15 protein-coding genes are annotated in these 23,276 nt (G+C 73.7%); 8 read left to right on the forward strand and 7 right to left on the reverse strand.

The features are described 5' to 3' along the window. Positions 1-6 precede the first annotated feature (6 nt). Genes KG102_RS03035 through KG102_RS03050 form a run of 4 tightly spaced genes read left to right on the forward strand, consistent with a single transcriptional unit; the run spans position 7 to position 3,318 of the window. Entirely contained in the window at positions 7-459 is a 453-nt protein-coding gene (locus KG102_RS03035; RefSeq protein WP_208290523.1) for an adenylyltransferase/cytidyltransferase family protein, read from the forward strand. Continuing rightward, entirely contained in the window at positions 459-1,619 is a 1,161-nt protein-coding gene (locus tag KG102_RS03040) for a DUF1972 domain-containing protein (RefSeq protein ID WP_208290522.1), read from the forward strand. Before KG102_RS03035 ends, KG102_RS03040 begins: the two co-directional genes overlap by 1 nt. Next, positions 1,616-2,356 carry a CDP-alcohol phosphatidyltransferase family protein gene (locus tag KG102_RS03045; protein WP_208290521.1) on the forward strand — a complete coding sequence of 247 codons (741 nt, stop codon included), beginning with the start codon at positions 1,616-1,618 and terminating at the stop codon, positions 2,354-2,356. Before KG102_RS03040 ends, KG102_RS03045 begins: the two co-directional genes overlap by 4 nt. Next, the gene (locus KG102_RS03050; protein ID WP_208290520.1) at positions 2,353-3,318 is read left to right on the forward strand and encodes a glycosyltransferase; all 966 of its coding nucleotides are present in this window, start codon (positions 2,353-2,355) and stop codon (positions 3,316-3,318) included. The genes KG102_RS03045 and KG102_RS03050 overlap by 4 nt, the downstream gene beginning before the upstream one ends. Here the strand turns inward: KG102_RS03050 and KG102_RS03055 are convergent. Beyond that, entirely contained in the window at positions 3,273-4,292 is a 1,020-nt protein-coding gene (locus KG102_RS03055) for a glycosyltransferase (protein ID WP_208290519.1), read from the reverse strand. The genes KG102_RS03050 and KG102_RS03055 overlap by 46 nt on opposite strands. Positions 4,293-4,335: 43 nt before the next feature. Between KG102_RS03055 and KG102_RS03060 the strand changes: the two genes are divergently transcribed. Together KG102_RS03060 and KG102_RS03065 are read left to right on the forward strand one after the other, a co-directional pair. Next, positions 4,336-5,379, forward strand: a complete 1,044-nt coding sequence (locus KG102_RS03060; protein ID WP_208290518.1) for a glycosyltransferase family 2 protein — start codon at positions 4,336-4,338, stop codon at positions 5,377-5,379. A gap of 145 nt (positions 5,380-5,524) precedes the next feature. Then, a complete protein-coding gene (locus tag KG102_RS03065; protein ID WP_208290517.1) occupies positions 5,525-6,868 on the forward strand; it encodes a lipopolysaccharide biosynthesis protein in 1,344 nt (447 codons plus the stop codon). On the opposite strand, the gene KG102_RS03070 is transcribed toward KG102_RS03065, so the two are convergent. Together KG102_RS03070 and KG102_RS03075 are read right to left on the reverse strand one after the other, a co-directional pair. After that, positions 6,856-8,145: a glycosyltransferase family 4 protein gene (locus KG102_RS03070; protein WP_249667448.1), complete on the reverse strand. Its 1,290-nt coding sequence runs from the start codon at positions 8,143-8,145 to the stop codon at positions 6,856-6,858. The two genes, KG102_RS03065 and KG102_RS03070, sit on opposite strands and share 13 nt — an antisense overlap. Further along, the gene (locus KG102_RS03075; RefSeq protein ID WP_208290516.1) at positions 8,142-9,281 is read right to left on the reverse strand and encodes a glycosyltransferase family 4 protein; all 1,140 of its coding nucleotides are present in this window, start codon (positions 9,279-9,281) and stop codon (positions 8,142-8,144) included. Before KG102_RS03075 ends, KG102_RS03070 begins: the two co-directional genes overlap by 4 nt. 168 nt (positions 9,282-9,449) lie before the next feature. On the opposite strand from KG102_RS03075, the gene KG102_RS03080 reads away from it, so the two are divergent. Together KG102_RS03080 and KG102_RS03085 are read left to right on the forward strand one after the other, a co-directional pair. After that, a complete protein-coding gene (locus KG102_RS03080) occupies positions 9,450-10,118 on the forward strand; it encodes a hypothetical protein (RefSeq protein WP_208290515.1) in 669 nt (222 codons plus the stop codon). 174 nt (positions 10,119-10,292) lie between these two features. Next, a complete protein-coding gene (locus KG102_RS03085) occupies positions 10,293-16,163 on the forward strand; it encodes a LamG domain-containing protein (RefSeq protein WP_208290514.1) in 5,871 nt (1,956 codons plus the stop codon). 54 nt (positions 16,164-16,217) lie between these two features. Here the strand turns inward: KG102_RS03085 and KG102_RS03090 are convergent, their stop codons facing one another. The 4 genes from KG102_RS03090 to KG102_RS03105 form a co-directional block, all read right to left on the reverse strand. Then, positions 16,218-17,339 carry a glycosyltransferase gene (locus KG102_RS03090; RefSeq protein ID WP_208290513.1) on the reverse strand — a complete coding sequence of 374 codons (1,122 nt, stop codon included), beginning with the start codon at positions 17,337-17,339 and terminating at the stop codon, positions 16,218-16,220. Next, complete coding sequence (locus KG102_RS03095) at positions 17,326-19,095, reverse strand: polysaccharide biosynthesis tyrosine autokinase (protein ID WP_208290512.1); 1,770 nt, start codon at positions 19,093-19,095, stop codon at positions 17,326-17,328. Before KG102_RS03095 ends, KG102_RS03090 begins: the two co-directional genes overlap by 14 nt. After that, positions 19,082-20,500 (reverse strand): hypothetical protein, encoded by a 1,419-nt coding sequence (locus KG102_RS03100; RefSeq protein ID WP_208290511.1) that lies wholly within the window; start codon positions 20,498-20,500, stop codon positions 19,082-19,084. Before KG102_RS03100 ends, KG102_RS03095 begins: the two co-directional genes overlap by 14 nt. A gap of 131 nt (positions 20,501-20,631) precedes the next feature. Next, positions 20,632-23,238: a right-handed parallel beta-helix repeat-containing protein gene (locus KG102_RS03105; RefSeq protein WP_208290510.1), complete on the reverse strand. Its 2,607-nt coding sequence runs from the start codon at positions 23,236-23,238 to the stop codon at positions 20,632-20,634. Positions 23,239-23,276: the final 38 nt, after the last annotated feature.

A 23,276-nucleotide genomic window follows, 5' to 3' on the forward strand; every position in this document is an offset into this window, starting at 1 on the left:
GACCAGATGCACCGCGAGCGCGAGGGTGGCGTCGTCGGCTACGTGCCGGGCGGCTTCGACATGCTGCACATCGGTCACCTCAACGTGCTGCGCGCGGCTCGGGCGCGGTGCGACCGCCTGGTGGTCGGCGTGGCCGTCGACGACTCGCTGCTGGCGATGAAGGGCCGGCTCCCGGTCATCCCGCATCATGAGCGCATGGAGCTCGTCGCCAGCCTCAGGTTCGTCGACGACGTGGTGTCCGACTTCTCCCAGGACAAGCGGGTCGCCTGGCACGCCCACCCCTTCGACGTCCTCTTCAAGGGCGACGACTGGAAGGGCACGCCCAAGGGAGAGCGGCTGGAGGCCGAGATGGCCGAGCTCGGGGCGCTGGTCGTCTACCTCCCGTACACGGCGTCGACCTCGTCGACCATGCTGCGCCAGTTCCTCACCGTGGGCGTGGCCGTGGAGGGTGTCGCCTGATGCCCCTGTCGGTCGCCATGGTGGGAACCCGCGGGGTCCCGGCGCGGTACGGGGGCTTCGAGACGGCGGTCGAGGAGATCGGCACCCGGCTCGCCGCCCGGGGGCACGCCGTGCGGGTGTACTGCCGCACGGGGAACTCGGAGACCACCGAGGTGTACCGCGGCATGGAGCTGGTCACGCTGCCCGCACTGCGGCAGCGCTCGCTGGAGACGCTGAGCCACACCGGGCTGTCGGCCCTGCACCTGCTGACGCACCGGACCGACGTGGCGATGGTCTTCAACGCGGCGAACGCCCCGTGGCTGCCGGTCCTGCGCGCGGCGCGCGTCCCGGTGGCCACGCACGTCGACGGCCTGGAGTGGAAGCGCGCGAAGTGGGGACCGACGGGTCGCCGGTACTACCGGGCGGCGGAGACGGCGTCGGTGCGGATGTCGGACGCCCTGATCGCCGACGCGCAGGGCATCAGCGACTACTACAGCGCCGAGTACGGCGTCCCCACGACCCTGATCAGCTACGGGGCACCGGTCCTGACGGACCCGGTGAGCGACCGGCTCCCCGAGCTCGGCCTCGAGCGGCACGGGTTCCACCTCGTGGTCGCCCGGTTCGAGCCGGAGAACCACGTGGACCGCATCGTCGAGGGGTTCGTCGCGAGCGACGCCGCGCTGCCGCTCGTCGTCGTGGGCTCCGCGCCGTACTCCGACGCGTACACGGCGCGCATCCGGGCGCTCGCGGCCGGCGACCCGCGGGTGCGGCTGGTGGGCGGAGTCTGGGACCAGGACCTGCTCGACCAGCTCTACGGCAACGCCCTGACGTACCTGCACGGGCACTCCGTCGGCGGGACCAACCCGTCGCTCCTGCGGGCCATCGGCGCGGGTGCGGCCACGATCGCCTACGACGTGGACTTCAACCGCGAGGTGCTGCGGGCCGACGGGGAGTACTTCCGGACGCCCGCCGACGTCGCCGCGGCCGTGGTCCGCGCCGAGCGCGACACCGACGGCGAGCTGGCCCGGGGCAAACGGCTGCAGGGGCGGGCCGGCGAGTACGACTGGGACGAGGTCGCCGACGGGTACGAGCGCCTGGCCTACGCGCTGCACTCCCGATCCACCCCCGGGCCGCGCCGGACGGCGCGCCGGGGCACCCGACCCTCTGGAGCAGCGCGATGACCGAGACCTACGCCGAGACGCTGCGGCGGCTCGGCTCGGCGCAGAAGGGTGCCGCACGCAGCGCGCCCGCGTACTCGCGCTTCGTGAACCGCAAGCTCGGCCGGGTGCTCGCGGCGTGGGCGTACCAGCGCGGGCTCTCGCCCAACGCGGTGACCGGGATCAGCGCGCTCTTCACGTTCAGCGGCGTCGCGCTGCTGGCCCTGGTTCCGCCGTCGTGGACCGTGGGCGTCGTCGTGAGCGCCCTGCTCGTCCTGGGGTACGCGTGGGACTCCGCGGACGGTCAGGTCGCCCGCCTGACGGGGACGGGCAGCGCCGCCGGGGAGTGGCTCGACCACGTGGTCGACGCCACCAAGATCGCCGCACTGCCCCTCGCCCTGCTCGTGGGGAGCTACCGCTTCACCGACGTGTCCGACGGCTGGCTGCTGGTCCCGATCGCCAACGCGGTCGTCGGGTCGGCCCTGTTCTTCGCGATGATCCTCACGGAGCAGCTGCGCCGGGCGCACGGCGTCGTGTCGCAGGCGGCGACGGGCGGTCGCTCCCCGTGGCTGCGGTCCGTGCTCGTGATGCCGACGGACTACGGCCTCCTGTGCCTGAGCTTCCTGCTGTACGGCAGCACGGCGGCGTTCCTGTGGGTCTACGCCGCCCTGACCGCGTGCACCGCCGGCTACCTGGTCCTGGCCCTGCGCAAGTGGTTCGTCGAGGTGCGAGAGCTGTCGCGATCGCGCGTCCCGGCATGACGTCGACCGGCCGGACCGGTGTGGTCGTCGTGAACTACGGCTCGCACGAGCTGCTCGCGACGAACCTCGCCGCCACCGTGCGGTCCGAGCGGGGGCCGCGGGACGACCTGATCGTCGTGGTGGTGGACAGCTACCGGAGCGACGCCGAGCGCGACCAGGTGCGGGCGCTCGCGGCAGCCTCCGGGTGGGAGCTGGTGGCGCCGGCCACCAACGTGGGCTTCGGCGGCGGCGCGAACCTGGGCGTCGCGCGCGCCGTCGAGCTGGACGCCACGGCCGTCGTCGTGCTCAACCCGGATCTCGCGATCGCTGCCGGCGACCTCGACACCCTGGTGGACCGCGTCCGGCGTGAACCGGACGCGCTCGTGGCGCCGCGGATCGTGCGACCCGACGGGTCGCCGTACGCGCTCGGGACCACGGACCTGGTGCTGCACGACGGGACCATGCGCGCCAGCTCGCGCCGGCCGCCGGGGGCCGAGCCCGACTCGTACGAGGAGTGGCTGTCCGGGGCGTGCCTCGCCTTCGGCGCGGGCCTGTGGGCGCGGGTGGGCGGCTTCGACGAGGACTACTTCCTCTACTGGGAGGACGTCGACTTCTCCCACCGGGTCCTGCGGGCCGGCGGACGGCTGGTCGTCGAGCACGCGGCCACGGCCGTGCACGACGAGGGGGGCACCCAGGACAGGCGGAGCGCACGCGCCAAGTCGGAGACGTACTACTACTACAGCATCCGGAACCGGATGCTCTTCGCCGCCCGCTGGCTCGCCCCGCAGACCCGTCGGCGGTGGCTCCGCACGGCGCCGACGGCCGCCCGCGCGGTGATCCTGCAGGGCGGCCGACGCCAGCTGCTCACGTCTGTCGCGCCGTGGCGCGCCGGGTGGCGCGGGGTGCGCGACGGCATCCGCCTGGCGCGGGAGGCGGGTCAGCCGCGACGCGCCCGCAACGCGCGAACGTACGCGTCGCGATGAGCCGTGCCCACGGCGGCCCAGCCGCGCCGGGACAGGTCGGGCCGGTCGGAGCGCGGGAGCCGGGCGGCACGCACGGCGTCCTGGAGCTGGCGGCCCGACAGGTCCCCGTCGAACATGTGGATCCAGCCGGGGCCGACCTCCGCGGCGATGGCGGCGTTCGCGTCGTTCCTGGGCACCAGCACGGGACGGTCCAGCGAGAGGGCCAGCAGGATCGTGCTGGAGTTGTGCATGTGCCGGAACGGCAGCGCGACGAGCTCGCAGGACGTCACCACGCGCACGAGGTCCGCGTCGTCCAGGTAGCGCAGGTCGAACGTCACGGCGTCGTCGCCCGCCGCGGCCGCGCGCACGTCGCGCTCGAGCTCGGCCGTGGACGGCTTGCCCGCCACGACCAGCGAGAGGGTCTCGTCCTGCGCGTGCGCCTCTACGAACGCGGCGACCAGCCCTTCGACGTTCTTGTACCGGCGGACGAGCCCGGCGTAGCCGATGCGCCCCGCCTGCGCCTCCTCGTGCGCCGCGCCCGCGAACCAGTCGCGGTAGTGCCCGAGCAGGACGGTCACGGCCGGTGTGCCCGGGGGCAGCGGGGTGGTCTCGTTGAGCCCGATCCGCAGCGTCGTCCACCGGTCGACCAGGCGCAGGTACAGGTAGTCGAGGCGGGTCATCCCGGTGGGCAGCTCGAGGTTGTGGACCGTGCGGACGATCGGGACCCGGAACAGCCGGACGCGCGCCAGGAACGCGAACGCCAGCGCGCGCCGCACGATGCGGCGGGGACGCGTCCGACCGGAGAGCCTCGTCTCCGGCCAGTGCAGGTGGACGACGTCGTAGCCGCCCCGCAGCGCGCGACCGTAGGAGAAGAACAGCGGTTCGACCCCCGACGTGGACTCGAGTGCCCGGTGCAGCATGACGATGTAGGGGTTGGCGGTCGGCAGCAGCTTCTCGAACGGCTGGAGGACGCGGATCGGTCGATCGGGTGCCACGGGCTCCTCGAGAGCGGTGCGATGCGGACAGGGGGGTGGGCTCGTGGGTGACGCTAGCGTGCGCGGTCGACGCAGCGGGACGCCGCGAGCGGCTGAAAACGCCACCGACGGCACGGCCCCCGGTCGGGGCGCGGACCTCGTCGACGTCACGGTGGCCGTCCTGACCTTCCGCCGCAACGAGGAGCTCGCGACGCTCCTGCCGTTGCTCGTGCGGGAGATCGACGCGCTCGCCGCGACGCGCGAGCCGGGCTTCACGACGGAGGTCGTCGTCGTCGACAACGACCCGGCACGCGGTGCCGAGCACCTGGTCGGTGCCTTCCGCGCCGACCGCGTCCGGTACGCGGCCGAGCCGACGGCGGGGATCGCCGCGGCGCGCAACCGCGCGCTGAGCGAGGCGGGACGCTCCCGGCTCCTCGTGTTCATCGACGACGACGAGCGGCCGGTCGAGGGGTGGCTGACCCGGATCGTCGGCACGCACGGCGAGCTCGGTCCTGCGGCCGTCGCCGGACCGGTCCGCTCGCGGTTCGAGGGTGACCTCGACCCCTGGATCGAGGCGGGGGGCTTCTTCCGCCGGGTGCACAACGAGCACCTGCGCACGGGCGACCGGGTGCCCGCCGCAGCGACGAACAACCTGCTGCTCGACATGACGGTGGTGCGGCGCCACGGTCTCCGGTTCGACGAGTCGCTGGGCCTGTCGGGCGGCGAGGACACGCTCTTCACGCGCGCTCTCGTGGCGGCCGGAGGGACGATCGTGTGGTGCCGGGAGGCCGAGGTCATCGACGTCGTGCCCGCCGCCCGGATGACCCGACGGTTCGTCCTGAGCCGCGTCTACTCGCACTCGAACGTCTCGGTGGGCGCCCTGCTCCGGCTGGCCGGGAGCCCGGCGCGGCGGGGTGCCGTCCGTGCCCGGTACCTCGTGATCGGTTCCGGCCGGACCGTGCTCGGCGCGGCCCGTGCCGTGGCCGGTACCGTCGTCCGCCGTGCGGACCTCCAGGCCTCCGGCATGAGGCTCGTCGCGCGGGGCGCGGGGTCGATCGTCGCGGTCGCGGGCCGACGCACCGAGGAGTACCGCCGAGACCAGGGGTGATCCGGGTTCCGCCGGGCACCGGTGGGCCGGGACGAATGCGGGCGAGCCGGGCGAACCTCACCCGCTGCGCACCCCGTGCGGCCCGCGACCGGCGGATATCGTCGGGAGCCACCCCCCGTGCCGTGCCCGTCGACAGGACTGCCCGATGACGACCGATCTCAACCGCACGGCGTCAGCCACGCGGCAGGTCGGGTCCACCGCCGTGGCGAAGGTGCTCGTCATGGGCGTCACGGGCGTCGCCGGGATCGTGACGAGCCGGTTGATCATCGAGCACTACGGCGTCGACGCCTTCGCCCAGTACGGGTTGCTCACGGCGCTGTCGTCGCTGCTCCCGTTCGCGGACCTCGGCATCGCGGCCGTCCTGATCAACGTGGTGGCCTCGTCGGCGAACGCCCGGACCGACCCGGAGGTGCGCCGGACGATCACGTCGGCCCTGCGCATCCTGCTCGTCTCCGCCTCGGTGATCGCCGGTGTGAGCCTGCTCATCGGTGCGCTGGGCCTGTGGCCGACGTTGCTGGGCGACGGGCTGGTCCCCGGGGACGGGAGCCGCGCGGCGACGCTGAGCATGGTGGTGTTCGCCCTCGCGCTCCCGCTCGCGGTCGGTCAGCGGCTGCTGGTGGCGTCCGGGCAGGCGGCCAAGGCCACCGTGATCAGCGGCCTCGGCTCGCCGATCGTCCTCGGCGTGGTGGCGCTGGCGGTGGCGCTCACCTGGTCGATCGGTCCGTACGTCGCCGTCGTCTCGTACGCCGCGAACGCCGTGGTGGCCGTCGTGTGCCTCGTGGTCGCCGCCCGCATGCTGTCGCCCCAGGTGGTGGCGGCGGCGAAGGACGTCCCCCGCCTGCGGTCGGTGCGCGGGGTCAGCGTCATCCACGTCGCGGGCCCGATGCTGGTGCAGATGGTCGCGCTGCCCATCGCGATGCAGACCGACCGGCTGCTGCTCAGCCACCTCGCCCCGACCGCCGAGCTCGCCCAGTACAACTTCGGGGCGCAGATGTTCGGGCTGATCAACGCCACGGTCGGCGCGGCGGGCGTCGCGCTGTGGCCCATCTACGCGCGGGCGCGCGCCAACGACCAGGTGCGCAGCCCGCTACGGCCGACGCTCGTCTTCGGCGGGGTAGCGCTCGGCCTCGGCCTCCTGCTCTGGCTCGTCCTGCCGATCGCCACCGAGGTCGTGACGCAGGGCAAGATCACGCTCACCTGGCCGCTCGTGGCGAGCTTCGTGCTGTTCGTGACGTTCCAGGCGCTCAAGTTCCCGTCGGGCATGTACATGACGGACGCCCGCGGCCTGCGGTTCCAGGTCCTGCCCATCCTGCTCATGGTCCCGCTCAACCTGGCCCTGTCGTGGCTGCTCATCGCGCCGCTGGGCGCGGCCGGGCCGGTGCTGGGGTCGACGGTCGCCGTGCTGCTGTGCCAGGTGCTGCCCAACGCCTGGTACGTGCGGCGCGACCTGGGACGGCGGCGCCTGGCGGCTGCTGCTCAGCTGCCCTGACGGCCCGTCCCGGGTCGCACGGCCTGCGCGTACCACCCGTCGACGAGGGCGGGCAGCCGGTCCGCCGACCAGGAGTCGTGGGGGGTGCCGGGCTCGGCCAGTGCGCGGACCAGCTCACGCGCGAGGTTGCCCACGAGGTCACCGTCGAGGTCGACGACGCGCGCGTTCCTGCCGGCCAGCACCGGCGGTCCACCCAGCGGCAGGCACACGACAGGACAGCCGAGCGCGCTCGCCTCGGCGGCCACCCACCCGGCCTGGTCGTGCATGGACGGGAAGAGCATGGCGTCCGCGCCGGCGAACGCCGCGAGCACCTCGTCGCGCGGCCGGTGGCCGAGGAAACGGACGCGGTCGGTCACCCCTCGTCGTGCCGCCCGCCGCCGCAGCGCCGCCAGCTCGTACCCGGTGCCGTAGACGTCGAGCCGCCAGGTGGAGACCTCGGGGCGGGCCAGCGCGTCGATCGCGAGGCGTCCGCCCTTCCAGGCCAGGAGCCGGGCGGCGAAGACCGCCACCGGGCCGGTGTGCGGCTCGTCGCGCACGGGTGCCGGGAGCCGGCCGAACGCGGCGTTCGGGTGCACGGTCACGGGGGCGTGGGGACCGAACCGCTCCGCCACGTCGGGGTTCTGCGCCACGACGAGGGCCGCCCGGCGGGCCGCGCGGTCGCCCCAGATCCGCCGCGGCACGCCGCTCGCGACGACGCGGACGAGCTCCGTCGCGGTGCCGCGCACGCCGAGCCAGGGCGCGAGCCTGCGGACGGGCAGGCGTGACGCGCCCCCGACCGGACCCCAGACCAGGGCGGGCCCCGCGATCTGCGCGGCGCCGCACGGCAGCCAGTCGTTGGCGAACGTCACGTGGTGGACCACGTCGAAGCGCAGCTCGTCGTGGAGCGTGCGGCCGAGTCGGGCGAACGCCCGCTGCCACGCCGCGTAGTACCAGTAGACGTCCCAGGACCGGCGCTTGAGCGCCCTGATCCGGTCGGGGAGGTCGAGGTACCGGACCCGGAGCCGCGCCGCCAGCTCGGGGTCGTCCGCGAGGGCCGCCTCGACCGCCGTCCGGAACCGTGGCCGGGTGACCACCCAGACGTCGTGGTGCCGGGCGGCCGCCACGGCGAACGCCCAGCCCGCACCGGCCTCGGGCTCCTCGAGCGGACCGCACGCGTAGGCGCTGACCAGGACGCGCAGGCGTCCCTGTGCGTCGGCCGCGCTCACCGCGTCGCCTGCCGCCGCGCTCACCGCGTCGCCTGCCGCCGCGCTCACCGCGTCGCCTGCCGCCGCGCTCACCGCGTCGCCTGCCGCCGCGCGGCGGTGCGTCCCAGCACCTGGGCGATCTGCTCGCGGTACCGGCCCGCGCCGAACCGGTCCCGCGCGGACGCCAGGCCCGCGGCCGCGAGCGCGGCAGCCCTGTCCGGGTCGTCGTAGAGCTCCCGGAGCCGGCCCGCCAGCGCGGGGGCGTCGTCCACCGGCGCGAGCAGGCCGGTCCCGTCCGTGACGATCTCGGTCAGGCCCTGCACGGCGGAGGCGACGACGGGGCGTTCGGCCAGCATGGCCTCGACGGCGACGTTCCCGAACGGCTCGGCCCGCGACGGCACGACCACCGCGTGCGCCTCGCCGAGCGGTACCCAGACGGGGTTGACGTAGCCGTGGAACCGGACGGCTCCCCGCAGATCGGCCTCGTCGGCGCGTCGCCGCAGCTGGTCCTCGAACCACTCGTAGCCCGGGAAGACGTCACCGAACAGGTCGAGCACGGCGTCGGCGCCGCCGGCGCGCAGCAGGGCCACCGCCTCGAGCGCCACGTCGGTGCCCTTGCGGGGCGACAGGCGCCCCACCAGGGCGATGCGGAACGGCTGACCGGGACGGCGACGTGCCGCGGGCAGGGGGTCGGGCGGCCCTTCCATGCCGTTGTAGACGAGCTCCGTGCGACGGGCGAGAGCCGGGAGCACCTGCGTCAGGGCGCGGCGGGCCGCGGCGGAGTTGACCACCACGCGGTGGGCGAGCAGGAGGGGCGCGGCGAGCAGCGCCCGGACCGGCCACGGCTGCGCCTCCTCCGCCTCGTGCACGTGGCAGACGACCTGCCGGCGGGCCAGCCGGGCGGCCAGGACCCACACCGGCTCGGTCAGCGTGTTCACCCACACCGCGGCGGCCCCCGAGGCGACGACGTCCCGGCGGATCGTCCACAGCGCCCGCACGGTCGCCACGACGAGCCCGGGCAGACGCCGGGGCGCGAGCAGGGACTTGCTCAGCACGGGGAACTCCGTGATGCGGACGTCGGCGCCACGGGCGAGGAGGTGCGCGACGAGCGGGCCGGTGCGGGGGAGCGTGACGGTCACGGCCCAGCCCGCGTCGCGGAACCCCTCGATCGACGCCAGGAGCTGCAGGTCGGAGCCGTACAGGTCGGGTGACGGGTGAGCGACGATCACGAGGGGTTTCCCGGGCGGCATGGGTCGATTAAACCGGTGGCCCACGGCCTGTGCCGCGACGGCGGTCGAGTTCACCCGCGCCCGGCTCGTCCGTGTCTGCGTCGGTCGGCCTATGCTGCCCGGACCCGGGCAGTGCGCCGGTGTGGAGCGGGACAGGCGGGGGATCCGATGAGCACCGACACGGCACCGAGCTGGTGGCGCAACCGGACCTGGCAGTGGGTCGCGGTGGCCGTCGCGGTCGTCGGGGTGGTCCTCGCGGTGGTCCTGACCCGTCCTGCGTCCGGTTCCCCGACCGACGCGGCGACCGGCCCGGCGCCCTCCGCGACCACGAGCCCGAGCGCCGGCGCCTCGCCGACCGGCGCGGTGTCGGCCGACCCGGGCGCCGCCCCGTCGGCCCCGGTCACCGCCGAACCGCAGCCGGCCGTCCCCGAGCCGCTCCCGACCGCCGTCCTGCCGCTTGACTCCCAGGCCGAGGCGGCCACGGGTGTCGCCATCCGCGTGGCCCAGCTCGAGTCCGTCGAGGGCGAGGCCGTCCAGGCGGGCGACGTCGGCGGGCCCGCGCTGCGGGTCACGGTCGAGGTCACCAACACCACGACGAGCGAGGCCGACCTGTCCGCAGCGGTGGTCAACCTCTACCACGGCGCCGAGCTGACGCCGGCGTCGCCTCTCCTGAGGCCCGGCGGGCGCACGCTGCCCGGCTCCGTCGGCGCCGGACAGGCCGTCACGGGCGTGTACCTGTTCTCGGTCCCGGCGGCGGCGCGCGAGCAGGTCCGGGTCGAGGTCGACGCGCAGCTGGGCGGCCCCGTCGTCGCGTTCGAGGGCCCCGCGCCCCGCTGACCCAGGGCGCCCGGGGGCCGGTTTCACCCGCATGCCGCACGGGTTCACCCGCCGAACGGCTCCGGCTGCGACCGGTACACCCGTAATGTCCGAAAAGTCATACAGTGTGCCACCGCTCCCGCCCCCCGTCCGGTGTCGGCGACCGCTGTCGGAGACGTCTCGATCGAGGACATCATGGGCATCGTCACCACTGCACTCCGCCGCGGCGCCGTCGCGTCGGTGGCTGCCGCCTCCCTCGTCGTGAGCGGCCTGGTGGCTGGCGTCGGTGCCGCGCCCGCGGCCGCGGCGAGCGACCCGACGCTGCCGATCACGGTGAGCGCCGACGCCCTGCCCACGGTCCAGATCGACGGTGTGGTCTGGCGGCAGCTGGTCGTCGGGAACACCGTGTACGTCGCCGGCAAGTTCTCGTTCGCGCGCCCGGCCGGTTCCGCCGCCGGGACCAACCAGACGGCGCGCAACAACATGCTGGCCTACGACCTGACGACCGGCGCCCTGATCACCAGCTTCGCCCCGTCGTTCAACGCCCAGGTCAAGGACCTGGCCGTCTCCGCGGACGGCAGGACGCTCTACGCGGGGGGTTCCTTCACGACCGTCAACGGGCAGACCCGCAACCGGGTCGCCGCGCTGGACATCCCGAGCGGCACGCTCAAGAGCTGGGCGCCCTCGGTGAACGCCGCGGTGCAGGGTCTGGCGGTGCACGGGTCGAAGGTCTACCTGGGCGGCGTGTTCACCACCGTCGGCGGGCAGGCGCGTCCTCGCGTCGCGGCCGTGGACGCGTCCTCGGGCGCCGTCCAGCCGTTCGTCGCGGCGGTCGACGACAACCAGGTCAATGCCGTGGTCGTCGCGCCCGACGGCCTGTCCGTGGTCATCGCCGGGAACTTCACCACGGTCGGCGGGGCCTCTAGCCCTGGGTACGGACTCGCGCGGCTCGACGCGGCGTCGGGCGCGTCGCTGCCCCTGCCGGTCAACTCGGAGATCCGCAACGGCGGCCCCAGCTCGGCCATCGGGAGCCTGTCCACCAACGGCACCTACTTCTACGGGACGGGCTGGCACTACGGCGACGGCGGCAACTCGGAGGGCACGTTCGCCGCCTCGTGGGCCACCGGAGAGCTGGTGTGGCTCGAGGACTGCCACGGCGACACCTACTCCGCGGCTCCGGTGGGCGACGTCGTCTACCTCGCGAGCCACAAGCACTACTGCGGCAACAGCGGCGGCTTCCCGCAGAACGAGCCGTGGACGTTCCAGCACGGCACGGCCGTCACGAACGACGTGCGCGGCACGAACACCGCCGACATCTACGGCTACGAGGACCACCCCGGGACCCCGCGCCCGGAGTTCCTCGAGTGGTACCCGACCTTCACACCCGGCAACGCGACCGGCGCCAACCAGGGCCCCTGGACCGTCGCCGGCAACTCGAGCTACGTGCTCTTCGGCGGCGAGTTCATGGGCGTCAACGGCAAGGCGCAGCAGGGCCTCGTCCGGTTCGCGAACCGCTCGATCGCCCCGAAGAAGGTCGGTCCGGCCAACAAGGGGCCGTTCTTCGGTCTGAGCGTGCTGTCGTACCGCAGCGGCCAGGTCCGACTGAGCTGGCCCGGCAACCCGGACAAGGACGACGACACGGTGGTCTACGACGTGTACCGGCAGTCGACCGCCACCGCACCGATCTACAGCCGGACGATCAGCGCGCCGTTCTGGAAGCAGCCCCGCACGACCTTCACGGACACGACCCAGGCGCCCGGCTCGGCGCAGCGGTACAAGGTCGTCGCCACCGACCCCGACGGCAACAGGGCCGAGTCGGACTGGATGAACGTGACGGTGAGCTCCGAGGAGCTGAGCCCGTACGCGCAGGGCGTCCTCGACGACGCGGCCACCTCGTTCTGGCGGCTGGGTGAGGCGTCCGGCACGACGGCGTTCGACTGGGCGGGCACCGACGACCTGACGACCGGTGCCGGCGTCACACGTGGTGCTGCCGGTGCGATCGACGGCGACCCGAACACGGCGTCGACCTTCAGCGGCACCTCCACGGGGTCGGGCGCGACGGCGACACCGGTCGCGGCGCCCAACACGTTCACCGCGGAGGCGTGGATCAAGACGACCACGACGTCCGGCGGGAAGATCATCGGTTTCGCCAGCTCCAGGACGGGCAACTCCGGGTCCTACGACCGGCACGTCTACATGGCGAACAACGGCCGGATCGTCTTCGGTGCGTACACCGGACAGACCCGCACGGTGACCTCCACGACCTCGTACAACGACGGTGCCTGGCACCACGTGGTGGCGACCCTCGGCGCCAACGGCATGCAGCTGTACGTCGACGGCAAGCGCGTCGCCCAGCGCGGCGACACGACGAGCGGCCAGGACTACCAGGGGTACTGGCGGGTCGGTGGCGACAACCTCGGCGGCTGGCCGAGCCAGCCCACGAGCGCGTACTTCTCGGGCGCCATCGACGACGTCGCGGTCTACCCGTCGGTGCTGTCCACCCAGCAGATCCGCGAGCACTACACGGACTCCGGGCGCACGGTCGACCTCCCGCCGGCGCCCGCCGACGCCTACGGCAAGGCCGTCTACGACGCCGAGCCCGACCTGTACTGGCGGTTCAACGAGTCGTCGGGCTCCACGGTCAACGACGCCGGCCCCGGCGGCAACGGCGGCACGCTCACCGGCTCGTTCACGCGGCAGTCGACGGGGGCCCTCACCGGCGTCGCCGGCAACCGTTCGGTGACGTTCGGCAGCGCGGGCGGCCACGCGTACAGCACGGCCGCGTTCACGAACCCGGCCGGCTACACGCTCGAGGGGTGGTTCTCCACCACGAGCACGCGCGGCGGCAAGGTCGTGGGCTTCGGCGGCTCCCAGACGGGGGAGTCGGGCAGCTACGACCGCCACGTCTACATGGAGGACGACGGTCAGCTGGTGTTCGGCACGTGGACCGGCGTGACCAACACGGTGACGACACCGGCGTCCTACAACGACGGCAGCTGGCACCACGTCATGGCGACGCAGGGTGCCGACGGCATGGCGTTGTACCTCGACGGCCAGCTCGTCGGGACGAACCCGGCGACCGGCGCCCAGGACTACGCCGGCTACTGGCGGGTCGGCGGCGACACGACGTGGGGCTCCACCTCGCCCTACCTCGCCGGCCGCTACGACGAGTTCGCGGTCTACTCCCGCGCGCTGAGCGCGAACGACGCGCTCCTGCACCACGGCCTCGGGTCGGACGGCGTCGCGCCGAACCTGCCGCCGACGTCGACGTTCACGGCCCAGGTGGCCGGGCGGTCGCTGACGGTCGACGGCGCGGCCTCCGCCGACTCGGACGGTTCCGTCCAGGACTACGCGTGGGACTTCGGTGACGGCGCGACGGCCACGACGCCGACCGCCCAGCACGCCTACCCGCGTGCCGGCACGTACGTGGTGACCCTGACCGTCACGGACGACGGCGGCGCGACCGGCGTGTCCCAGCAGTCGGTGACGGTGGTGAACGCCCCGCCGTCGGCGGCGTTCATGGTGACCGGACAGCAGTTCCTCGAGGTCACGCTGGACGGGTCCGCGTCGAGCGACCCGGACGGCGACCTCGTCGACGCCACGTGGGACTTCGGTGACGGCACGACGGGCACCGGGACCACCACCCAGCACACGTTCGCCGCCGGGGGGACCTACCCGGTCACCCTCAGCGTCACGGACGACGACGGCGCCACCCGCTCGGTCACGCACGACGTGGTCGTCGCGCCGAACAAGGCTCCCGTGGCGGCGTTCACGTCGACCGTCTCGGCGCTCACCGTCCAGGTCGACGGCACGTCGTCCAGCGACCCCGACGGAGCCGTCGCGTCCTACGCCTGGACGTTCGGTGACGCGGGGACGGCCACGACACCGACCGCCGTGCACACCTTCGACGCACCCGGCACCTACCCGGTCACCCTCACGGTGACCGACCCGCAGGGCCTGCAGGACTCGGTGACCCGGTCGGTCACGGTCACCACGAACGAGGCGCCGGTCGCGGTGATCACCCCGACCGTCGCGGACCTGTCGATCAACGTGGCGTCCGCGGGGTCGGCCGACCCCGACGGCTCGATCGTCGCGTACCTGTGGGAGTTCGGCGACGGGGCGACGGCGACCACCGCGTCGGCCCAGCACACCTACGCCGCACCCGGGACCTACCCCGTCACGCTCACCGTGACGGACAACCTCGGTGCGACGGGCACGTCGTCGGTGCCGGTCGAGGTCACGGCGCCCGTCGTGTTCGCGACCGACTACTTCTCCCGCACCGCGGCCACGGGCTGGGGCACCGCCGACGTCGGCGGCGCCTGGACCCTGTCCGGAGCGGCCTCGCAGTACCGCGTGGCCGGCGGGGTCGGTGTCGCGTCCCTGAACACGGCCGGCGTGGCGCCGCGCGGCCAGCTGCGGACGGTCAGCGCGGCGGACATTGACGTGACGGCCCAGGTGTCCCTGGACAAGCTGGGCAACGGAGGCGGCACGTACGTCTCCCTGACCAGCCGGGCCAGCGGCTGGGGGAGCCTCTACCGCGAGAAGATCTGGGTGCGGTCCGTCGGCACGGTCGCGCTGTCCCTCACGCGCCAGACGACCACCGAGGCGGTCCTCGCGCAGGTGAACGTGCCCGGGCTGACCCTCACGCCGGGGGCCGTGCTCCGGACGCGGTTCCAGACGCAGGGCTCCAACCCCACCACCCTGCGTGCCCGGGTGTGGCTCGACGGGACGGCGGAGCCGACGACCTGGCAGGTCACGTCCACCGACTCCACCGCGGAGCTGCAGGACGCCGGTGCGATCGGGATCGACACCAGCCTGTCCGGCTCGGCGACGAACGCCCCCGTGGTGATCTCGCTGGACAACCTCTACGCGGGCCGCATCGGCGCCGCCGGACCGGCGAACCAGGCACCGCAGGCCGCGTTCACCGCGGCGGCCACGGACCTGCAGGTCTCCGTGGACGGATCGGCGTCCCACGACCCCGACGGGGCGATCGCCTCGTACGCGTGGGACTTCGACGGCGTCGCCAAGACCGGCAGCACCGCGAGCCACACGTTCGCGGCGACCGGCACCTATCCCGTGCGGCTGACGGTCACCGACAACCAGGGGGCGACGGCGACCGTCACGCAGCAGGTCAGCGTCACGGCGCCGCCGGCGGCCAACCAGCTCCCGGTGGCGGCCTTCACGCAGACCACCACGGACCTGACGGTCGCGGTCGACGGCTCGTCGTCGAGCGACCCCGATGGGTCGGTCGTCTCGTACGCCTGGGACTTCGCGGGCACGCCGGCGACCGGGGTGACCGCGGCGCACACGTTCCCGGACACGGGCACCTACCCGGTCACCCTCACGGTGACGGACGACCGTGGGGGCACCGCGACGACGACGCAGCAGATCAGCGTGGTCGCGCCGCCCCTGCCGGGGGAGGTCGTCCTGGCCGAGGACACGTTCGCGCGGACGCTCGCCACGGGCTGGGGCACCGCCACGACGGGTGGAGCGTGGACCCTGTACGGCGGCGCGTCCCAGTACGGCGTCAACCCGGGCGTGGGGCTGTTCCGGCTCAACGCGGCGGGTGCCCTGCCCCGGGTACAGCTGCAGGGCGTGTCCGCGACCGACATCGACATGAGCTCGCGGTTCTCGCTCGACAAGCTCGGCAGCGGCGGCGGGACCTTCTACTCGCTCACCGGCCGCACCGCCGGGTGGGGCAGCATGTACCGCGGCAAGGTCTGGGTGAAGTCCACCGGGGTCGTGAACCTCGCGCTCACCCGGATCGCGGGTGGTACCGAGGCCACGCTCGCCCAGGTGAACCTGGCGGACCCGACCCTCGTCGCGGGGGACGTGCTCAACGCGCGGCTCCAGGCCGTCGGCTCGAACCCGACCACCCTGCGGCTGCGGGTCTGGAAGGACGGCACGACGGAGCCGACGACGTGGCAGGTGAGCGCGACGGACTCCACGGCCGAGCTCCAGGACGCCGGCGGTGTCGGCATCGACACCAACCTCAGCGGCTCCGCGACCAACGCGCCGCTGGCCATCCAGGTCCAGAAGTTCAAGGTGATCGTGCCGGTGCCGTAGGCGACCGGTGACGACGAGGGCGCCCGGGCTCGTCTCCCCGGCGCCCTCGTCGCGTCACGGCCCGAACATCCACTCCTCGGCGGCCGAGCGGCCGTCGCGGTCGGGCAGGTCGGCCAGCACCGCCTCGCGGTCACGCGGCCGCAGGAGGGCGGCGCCGAGCGCGGCGGCCAGCCCGGCGGCGCCCGTGCTGCTGGGGGCGACGTGGTGCCCGTGCGCGAGGAGCCACTCGGCGAGGCCGGTCTGCTCGGAGGTGACCACCGTGCACCCGTGCTGCAGGCCCTCCACGATCGGCAGACCGACCTGCTCCCGCCAGGTCGCCGACGGGCGGGACGGCAGGACGAGGACCGACGACCGTCGCAGGACGGCGTGGATGGTGGGTCGCGGGGGGTCCTCGACCAGCTCGACGTGGTCGTCGGCGGCCGCGAGCTCGCGCGCCTGCGCGGCAAGCTCACCCATCCCGACGAGGGTGAGCGTGGCGCCGGGTACTGCGGACGAGACGGCGGGCCAGGCCTCGAGCAGCTCGACGAATCCCTTGCGCGTGGCGAACGCGCCCAGGAACAGCAGCGACAGCGGGCGGGGCGGCTCGCCCTGCGCGCAGGTGCAGGCCGCGGGGAGCGCGGGCACCAGCATCCGACGCTGCCGGCGCGGCGTGCGCCGGTACAGGTCGCCGTACAGGTCCTCGGCCGCCGAGGTGCCGAAGGCGATCCGGTCCACCCGGGAGTGCACCCAGCGCGACAGGCCGATGCTCAGGGCGCGGCCGGCGCGGCCGCGCAACCCGTGCGCCTGCCACTCGCGGCGCGGGTCGCTGTTGGCGATCGCGTAGCAGACGACACGGGGGCGCACGCCGCGGCGCCCCAGGCTCCGCACCTCCACGGCGGCCAGCGCAAGCGCTGCCCGGCGGACGCCCGGGAGGTACGCCGGCTCGGTGAGCTCCAGGACCTGCGGGGGAGCACCGGCCAGCAGTCGGGCGGCCTCGCGGTCGGAGGCCTGGCGGGCGTCCACGCCCGCTGCCGTCGACTCGTCGAAGTCGTAGCGGCGGCGGGCGTAGAGCACCGTGACGTGCGGGCTCCCGGTCGCGCGCTCGAGATGAGCCGTCCGGGCCTGGTGGTAGAGCTTGACGTGCGACGCGAGGGGACGGGTGCCGACCGCCGCCGGGGCGTCGTCAGGACGTGGCAACGACGTTCTCCGCACCGGTCGAGGCGCCCTTGGCGGGCCTCTTGCCGGTCCGCGCACCGTCGGCGGGGCGCTCGAGGGCGGGTGCGCTCTGCTCGTCCGGTGCCCGCTCGTCGGGTGCCTGCTCGTCGGGTGCCTGCTCGACCGCCACCTGCTCGTCGACCACGTGCTCGTCGACCACGAGCTGGTCCGCCGCGGGCTCCGCCGCCGGCGTCGTGGCGTCGCCGGCCGGCGCCTCGGGCGCGTGCTCGCCACCCGCGGCAGGCGTCGCCGCCTCGGTCGCCTCGGCCGTGCCGTCGTCGGACGTGCGCGCGTCCCGCCCGGCGGACGTCGGCTCGCCGCCGACGCCGCGGGCCGAGGGGGGAACCGGTGTGCCTGCGGCGGGTCGGTGGCGGCCGCGCCGCCGCTGCTTCAGGGGGCCCACGTCGTAGCCGTACGACGACGGGCTCTCGGCACCGCGGGTGCCCGTCGCCACGACGCCGAGGATGCGCGCGCCGACGGCCTCGACCGACTCGAGCGCCGCCCGCACCTGCTGCCGGCGGACCTGGCGCAGCCCGATCACCATGAGCACGCCGTCGGTCGCGCGGCCGACGACCGACGCGTCGACCACCGGCAGCACCGGCGGGGTGTCGAAGACGACGAGGTCGTAGCTGGCGGCCGCGGCCGCGATCAGGTCCCGCATGGCGTCGGAGTCGAGCAGCTGGCTCGGGTTCGGCGGGACCTCGCCGGTCGTCAGGACGTGCAGGTTGGTGCGCCCCCACGTCTGCACGACCTCGTCGAGGGTCGCCCGCCCGATCAGCACCGTCGTCAGCCCGGCGGCCGACTCGATGTGGAGGGCGTCCGCGACCGCCGGTCGACGCAGGTCGGCGTCGACCAGGAGGACGGAGGCGCCCTTCTCGGCGGCCGCCAGCGCCAGGTTGATCGCCGTCGAGGTCTTGCCCTCGTGCGCCGTCGCCGAGGTCACCACGATGGAGCGGAGCTGGTGCACCGTGTCGAGGTACTGCAGGTTGGTCTGGACCCGCCGGAAGCCCTCGGCACGCACGGAGCGGGGATCGTCGAGGACCGTCGTCCGGGCCCGCCTGCCATCACGGATCCAGTGCACGGCACCGAGGATCGGGTAGCGCGTGAGCTTCGCGACGTCGGCCGACGTGCGGACCCTGGTGTCGAGCGCGGCCGCGGCGAGGGCGAAGGCCAGGCCGAGCGCGAAGCCCGCGGCGACGCCGGCCGCCAGCAGGACGCGCTTGTTCGGCGCGAACGGGTAGGACGGGGTCGCCGCCGGCGAGACGGTGGACAGCGAGATCGCCTCCTCGCCGTCGGGCGCGTTCGACGAGAGGTCGCCGACCTTCACGGCGAGCTGCGCACCCACGGCGTCGGCCACGGCGGCCGCACGGCTCGGGTCCGGGTCGGTCACCGAGATCTCGATGATGAAGGTGTTGAGCGGGCTCGACGCGCTCACGGAGCGGCCGAGGGAACCGGCGCTGACGTCGAGGTCCAGCTCGTCGATGACGGGCTGGAGCACCACGGGCATGCTCGCGAGCTGGACGAACGACTCGATGGAGTTCTGGACGAACGTCGAGCCCTGGACCAGCTCTCCGGCCGTCTGCCCGCCGTTGAGCGAGACGTAGACCTTGGTGCTCGCCTTGTACATGGGCGTCAGGCTCTGCGCGTAGAGGAATCCGAGCACGCCGCCGATGGCAGTGAGCGCGACGATCACCGCCCAGCGCTTGCGCAGGGCAAGGATGTAGTCACGCAGGTCCATCTGCGGCAGCTCCGTTCGTCGTGCCGGGTTTGGTCATGATCCCACGGCGTAAATCCCCCGGTGGGTCCGGGAGCGGGTCAAGTTCGGCGGCGCGACCCGGCGGTGCCGTCGGCCGCCTCGTCAGGAGCAGGCCGAGGCACAGCATCGCGATGGGGGCCGAGCTGAGGGTGGGGCTGAAGCACAGGTTCCACAGCGTCAGGAGGGCGGCGAAGAGCATGACGGCGGGGGCGGCCCGCGCGGTGATGCCCGTGACGATCCCGCGTACGACGACGACGAACAGGGTGAGCGCGAGGACCAGGCCGGGCAGGCCGAGCCACGCCCACAGCTCCCCGATGCCCGAGTGCAGCACGAAGCTGCTGCCGAACAGGTAGGTCTCGACGTAGTTGTTGTCCGGGTCGTAGTTGATCCCGACCATGCCGGTCTTGGCGACCTGGATCTCGGCAGCGTTGGGCACGACCCCGAGGCCGAAGCCCGCGGGGAACTCGCGCAGCAGGGCGGCAGCCGCGGCGAGCTCCGGACGCCCCCCGACCACCAGGTTGCCCGACTGGTGGAGCTGCAGCAGTGTGCGTTCCCGGGCGGCCTCGCCCAGCAGACCTTCGAGGATCACGGCCTGCCCGAGCGAGTACGCCGCGTAGGCCAGGCCCGCCAGCATCACCGTCGCGCGCGCGGCGGCCACGCCGTGCGACCGCGGCGGCCTGCGCAGCTGCCACGCCATCATGACCGCGACCAGCACGAGGATCGCTGCGGGGGACCGACCCCCGGCGGCGACCGACGCGGCGGCCAGCAGGACGGCCACGACGACCTCGGCCCAGCGCCGGCCCGCACGCAGCGCGAGGGACAGCGCGATCACGGTCACCGGAGTCGCGAACCCGAAGCGCCACGGGCTGATCGAGAAGTTCCCGTCCGTCCGGATGGCCGCGAGCATGCCGATGCCGAACAGCAGACCGATGAGCCACAGGGGCAGCTTGGTGCGCGCCCAGAGCAGGAAGCCGACGCCGACGGCGACGCCGACGAGCGTGCCGCCGTAGAGGATCTGGCCCGCACGGTGGACCACGTGGTCGGCGCTCGCCAGATCGGCCAGCCACACCCCCGTGACGAGCGCGACGACGAGCAGGGTCCCGAGCAGGGGGGCGAAGCGGTAGGACGCCGCGGTCCGCAGCCAGACCGGTGCGAGGAGCACGAGCGCGACCGTCGCGACGGAGACGCCTGACACGACGGGCAGGCCGGTGCCGAGGAGGACGACCAGCCCGGCGGCGACGATCCGCTCGAACCAGACCCAGGTGCCGGCGAAGGGATCGGGCGCGGGCCCCGCGTCGGCGGGCGTCGACCTCGCCGGGTGGGGAGGTGCCGGCGGGTGCGGGGATGGGGAGCTCTGCATCCGGTGGTCCTGGGAGACGTCCGCCATCGGCGTGCTTCCTTCCCCAGGGGTGCCCACCGGGCAGTACACCGTCCGCCAAGGCTAGCCGCCGAGGGCGCGACCGCCGAGGCAGGGGTGGATGAACTCCCGGCGGCACGCCCTCGGGGGCGGTCGGCGTCCTACTTCTTCACCGTCGTGATCGCGCCGATCGCGCCGATCGCGCCGTTCCAGCCCGGCGAGACCCGCAGAGCGGCGGCGACGTCCGCGGGAACCCCGGCAGGCCGGACCGCTGCCTTGGCGGCGGCGGTCACCGCGAAGGCGGAGTCCACGACGGCGGGGCCCTCCAGCAGGACGGAGCTGCGGTCGTAGCCATGGCCGGCCGTCATGGCGGCCAGCGACTTGTAGGTCTGGAAGGCGGCGGACCCGTTGGCGAGGCAGGCGACGTTCGCGGGCGACGTCGGCCCGGTCCGGTGGTACAGGTTCGTGTCGAACGCCAGGTTCATGTTCTTCGCGTACCGGGTCTGTGTCGTGTCCTGGACCAGCAGCGGGCAGGTGGCTCCGGGCGGGAACGCGATGACGTTGTTCTGGAACCGGATCGACCTGATCTGCAGCGGGAACGCCGGATCCGGCCATGTCCGCTCGTCCTGGAAGAGGCGAACAGCCCACTGTCCGTTCCCGACGAGCGTGTTGTTCCAGACCGAGACCGAGCCCGAGTCGATGATGTCGATCCCCGCGCGCCCGTTGTTCACGAAGTGGTTGCCGGCGATCAGCGCACCCTCGCTGATCTCGTACATGAGGCCGTCGGAGCCGTTGTTGCTGAACGTGTTCCGCGCGATCGTCGTCCGGAGGTTGTAGACGTCGAACCACAAGCCGTTCGTCGTGTTGGAGTCGAACAGGCTGTCGGTCACCGAGAAGTCGTCCGACTCGGAGATCTTGATGCCGCCGGACGACGGCTCCCGGTTGAAGCGCTCGGTGTTGTTCCGCGAGAAGACCGACGCGGTGATCGTGGAGCCGTCGGACGTGTTCGCGCCCAGGCCCAGGAGCCCGTTGTCGACCGCGGTGATGTTCCGGAACGTGTGCCCGTCCGCCCAGGCGAAGACGCCGATCGTCGCGTTGTCCTCGACGACCAGGTTCTCCAGGGTGATGTTCGGCATCTCGGCGCTGATGGCACCGAACGCCGAGAGGTGGTTGGCGTACCGGCGGATGCCGAGACCGCGCACGGTCGTGCCCTCACCCTGGATCTGCACGCCCTTGACCAGCGTGCTCGCGTCGACGGCGTGCCCGTTCGGGTCGGAGCCGATGACGAGCCGCTTGGCACCTCTGTCGACGAAGAACGTGCCGGGGCGCACGGCGCCGGCGGAGCCGACCTGGGCCAGCGGCGCACCGTCGATCCACACCTGGTCCGGGTACCCGGCCATCGGGTAGGCCGGGTCGACGAAGCGGGAGGAGTCGTCGGCACCGCGGATGTAGGACACGGTGTGGTCGAACGCGTAGTTCCAGCCGTCGACGTACCAGGTGGAGCCGCTGCGGACCCAGCCCGTGACGCGCGAGCTTCCGTCGAACCAGACGGCCTCCTTCGGGTACGACTGGATCACGAGCTTCTTGCGCTGCGGCACGAAGACGGACTCGTGGTAGACGCCGGCCCGCAGCACGATGGTCGAGCCCGTCGGCGCCCGGTCGATGGCGGTCTGCGCGCTGCCGTACGGGGAGGCGGCCGTGCCGCTCCCGCCGGTGGTCCCGAGGGGTGCCGCGAAGATCGCGCCGGCGGGGACCGCATAGCTCGTGCTGCCGACCGGTGCGGAGCCGACCGCCGAGGTGGCGGGCTGCGACGGCTGCGGCGCGGGCGCCGGTGCCGCGGTGGCGGTCGGGGTCGCCGTCGGGCTCGGGGCCGCGGTCGGCGCGGGACCCGGCGCCGCCGTGGCGGTGGGGGAGGGAGTGGGCTTCACGGTGGGGGTCGGCGTGGGGGTCGGCTTCGGCGTGGCCGACGCGGTGGGCGTCGGCGTGGTGCTCGGTCCGGACAGGGCCAGCCGGGACACGACGAGGTCGTCGACGTCCGTGGTCAGCGCGCTCGACGCGGAGGAGAGGTAGCCGCGCACCGCGATCGACCCGGTGGCCAGCCGCTGCGCGCTCGAGTCGGTCGCCTTGGCCCGCCACGCCGGGGTGGCGGTGCCGACCGGCCAGGCCCGCGCCCAGACGTCGACGCTCGTGCTGCCGGTGGCCTGCAGCTCGAAGGCGACCTTCTGCTTCGCCGCGACCGTGAACGGCAGGGCGCGCTCGGCGACGAGCGTCGTCTCCGAGCCGCCGCCGTTGCGCCGCACCAGGTGCAGCGTCGCGGTGCCGGAGCGTCCGAGCCGGAGCGTCGCCCGGTAGGACTTCCCATCCTGGGCACGGACGTCGAGCGAGGTGAACGCGCCGTTGCCGGCCGTCGGTGCGCTGGTGGCCGCCACGGCGACGGCGACCCGGGTGTCGGTTGCCGTGACCGACGGGACGGCGAGGGTCACGTTCCTGCCGGGCGCCAGGGCGATGTGCCCGGCTCCCGAGGAGGTGGACGACGCGCCCGGGGCGGAGCTCGTCCAGGCTTGCCCGCTCGTGGCCACACCCCAGCCGGACGCGGTGGTCCGGGAGAACGTGTCCGACACGAGGGTCGCTACGGGCGAGTACACAGGGGGGTCCGCCAGCACGGCCGGTGCGACGGCGATGCCGGCCGCGAACGCTGAGGCGACGACGACGATCGGCGCGGCCCGGCGCCACCGGCGCCGGGTTCCTGTCGAGATGGTCAATGTCATCCCCTGTCGCAGTGCCGCGTGACGCATGGCGTGTTTGC

The sequence above is a fragment of the Cellulomonas fengjieae genome (assembly GCF_018388465.1).
GTDB lineage: Bacteria > Actinomycetota > Actinomycetes > Actinomycetales > Cellulomonadaceae > Cellulomonas > Cellulomonas fengjieae.

Excerpts from the sequence above, each read along its gene's own strand:
- KG102_RS03035 (WP_208290523.1), top strand. The coding sequence starts at position 7 with ATGCACCGCGAGCGCGAGGGTGGCGTCGTCGGCTACGTGCCGGGCGGC.
- KG102_RS03040 (WP_208290522.1), top strand. The coding sequence starts at position 459 with ATGCCCCTGTCGGTCGCCATGGTGGGAACCCGCGGGGTCCCGGCGCGG.
- KG102_RS03045 (WP_208290521.1), top strand. The coding sequence starts at position 1,616 with ATGACCGAGACCTACGCCGAGACGCTGCGGCGGCTCGGCTCGGCGCAG.
- KG102_RS03050 (WP_208290520.1), top strand. The coding sequence starts at position 2,353 with ATGACGTCGACCGGCCGGACCGGTGTGGTCGTCGTGAACTACGGCTCG.
- KG102_RS03065 (WP_208290517.1), top strand. The coding sequence starts at position 5,525 with ATGACGACCGATCTCAACCGCACGGCGTCAGCCACGCGGCAGGTCGGG.
- KG102_RS03080 (WP_208290515.1), top strand. The coding sequence starts at position 9,450 with ATGAGCACCGACACGGCACCGAGCTGGTGGCGCAACCGGACCTGGCAG.
- KG102_RS03085 (WP_208290514.1), top strand. The coding sequence starts at position 10,293 with ATGGGCATCGTCACCACTGCACTCCGCCGCGGCGCCGTCGCGTCGGTG.
- KG102_RS03095 (WP_208290512.1), bottom strand. The coding sequence starts at position 19,095 with ATGGACCTGCGTGACTACATCCTTGCCCTGCGCAAGCGCTGGGCGGTG.
- KG102_RS03100 (WP_208290511.1), bottom strand. The coding sequence starts at position 20,500 with ATGGCGGACGTCTCCCAGGACCACCGGATGCAGAGCTCCCCATCCCCG.
- KG102_RS03105 (WP_208290510.1), bottom strand. The coding sequence starts at position 23,238 with ATGACATTGACCATCTCGACAGGAACCCGGCGCCGGTGGCGCCGGGCC.